Source organism: Albidovulum sp. (assembly GCF_049646345.1).
Lineage (GTDB): Bacteria > Pseudomonadota > Alphaproteobacteria > Rhodobacterales > Rhodobacteraceae > Albidovulum.
Genome location: NZ_JBARVQ010000638.1, coordinates 1 through 2,064 on the forward strand (window position 1 = coordinate 1; position 2,064 = coordinate 2,064).

General features: G+C 65.1%; 2 protein-coding genes and 1 pseudogene. All 3 read right to left on the minus strand.

Going from position 1 to position 2,064, the window contains the following annotated elements:
• Positions 1–261: pseudogene (locus tag WBB85_RS16575) on the minus strand (phosphopentomutase); the annotation flags it as partial.
• On the minus strand, positions 261–1,568 hold the full coding sequence (locus WBB85_RS16580; RefSeq protein WP_432639703.1) for a thymidine phosphorylase: 1,308 nt from the start codon (positions 1,566–1,568) through the stop codon (positions 261–263). The pseudogene WBB85_RS16575 and the gene WBB85_RS16580, both read right to left, overlap by 1 nt.
• On the minus strand, positions 1,568–1,960 hold the full coding sequence (locus WBB85_RS16585) for a cytidine deaminase (protein WP_432639704.1): 393 nt from the start codon (positions 1,958–1,960) through the stop codon (positions 1,568–1,570). Before WBB85_RS16585 ends, WBB85_RS16580 begins: the two co-directional genes overlap by 1 nt.
• Positions 1,961–2,064 lie beyond the last annotated feature (104 nt).

A 2,064-nucleotide genomic window follows, 5' to 3' on the forward strand; every position in this document is an offset into this window, starting at 1 on the left:
CCCCTGCGGAGTCGCGACAAAACCGGGCATCGCAGAACCGGAAGCCAATCGCACGGCAGCGCCCAACCCCAATGTATCAAGATTGGGCATCCGCAATGGCCCAGACCGCCACTCTTCTGCCTTGCCCGCCGCACAGGCCTCGGCAATATGGCCCAGCGTATTTGCCCCGGTATCGGGCCTGTCACCGTTGAAAAAACAGTCCGCATCAGGCGCACCACCCGCGCCGACGCTGTCCATGACGATCAGAAAGGCCCGCGCCATCAACCGATCCTCTGGTGGATCAAAGGCGGTTCGTCGGGTTCATCCGGGGTGATCCGGATCGCGGCCAGAACCACCTCTCGCGCCTTCTCGGCATCGCCCGGATTGGCGGCGTGAATACGGACAATCGCCTCTCCCGCCTCGACCGGTTCGCCGATCGGCATGATCTCGGACAACCCGACCGAGGGGTTGATCCTGTCGCCACCGCGCAGGCGTCCGCCACCAAGGTGTACGACGGCATGACCCAGCGCCTCGCCGTCGATTTCGGCAATGAATCCATCCGCTTCGGCGGTGACATCAAAGAGGACCGGGGCAGCCGGAAGGCGGTCGGGATAACGTTCGACGAAATCTGTGGGTCCGCCTAAAGCCGCGACCATGCGGCCGAAGGTTTCCGCCGCGCGGCCGGATTCCAGCGCCTCTTCGATCTGATCGGCGCCCTCGCCCGCATCCTCGGCGAGCCCCGCCAAGGCCAAAGCCTCGCCCCCCAAAGCGACGGTCACATCCCAGAGTGCCTGATTGACCGCGACGCCGGTCAGCGTCTCCATCACCTCCAGCACCTCCAGCGCATTGCCCGCTGAGGATGCCAGAGGCTGATCCATGTCGGTGATCAGTGCTGCGGTCTTGCACCCTGCCCCGTTCGCGGTGTCCACGAGCGAGCGCGCCAAAGCTTCAGCCCGGTCCATATTCTTCATGAAGGCACCCGAGCCGACCTTGACGTCAAGGATCAGCGCCTCCAGCCCGGCGGCGAGTTTCTTTGACAGGATCGAGGCGGTGATGAGGTCGATGCTTTCCACCGTCCCGGTCACATCTCGGATCCCGTAAAGCCGCCGGTCGGCAGGCGCGATATCGGCCGAAGCGCCGACGATGGCGCAGCCGATCTCGGCCACCAGCCGGTTCAGTTCTTCGATGGTCACATCGCAGCGATAGCCGGGGATCGCCTCCAGCTTGTCCAAAGTGCCGCCGGTATGGCCAAGGCCGCGCCCCGAAATCATCGGCACGCAGGCCCCACAGGCGGCCAGAGCGGGGGCCAGCAGCAGCGAGGTGCTGTCGCCGATCCCGCCGGTGGAATGCTTGTCAATGACCGGGCCGGGCAGGTTCCATTGCAGCACCCTGCCACTGTCGCGCATGGCGCAGGTCCAGCCGACGCGCTCTTCCTCCGAGAGGCCGTTCAGGTACACCGCCATCGCGAAGGCCCCGGCCTGCGCATCGGTCACATCGCCCGAGGCAAGGCCATCCGCGAACCATTTGGCGGATTTCGCGGGCAATCCCTTGCCATCGCGGACCCCAGCGATGATCGTACGCGCATCCATCAGCTCCGCTCCATATGCTCGGCGGAGAAAACACCGGGCAGAAGGTCGCCGACGGTCGTTTCGAAGACCTTCCCGTCAGTTGTCGCCAGCGTCACCTTCGCATCCTGCCGACCGAATTCAGCCAGCTTCTGTCGGCAGCCACCGCAGGGTGAAACCGGCAGCGGGCTGTCGGCGATGACGGCCACCTCGGTCAGTTCGGTTTCCCCCGCCGCGACCATGGCGGCGATTGCGCCCGCCTCGGCGCAGGTGCCTTCGGGATAGGCCACGTTTTCCACGTTGCAGCCGCGATAGACCTCGCCCGAGCGCCCGCGAATGGCGGCCCCGACCTTGAAATGCGAATAGGGCACATAGGCGTTTTCCCGCACAGCGCGGGCCGCATCGATGAGTGACATCTCATTCTCCTTTTTGCGGTCCGAGACTGCGCCGGTGCAGGGCCGGATGCAAGCCTATCCGGCAAGCGTTGTCGCAAAGGCACCGGGCAGGCTGACTTCGAGAA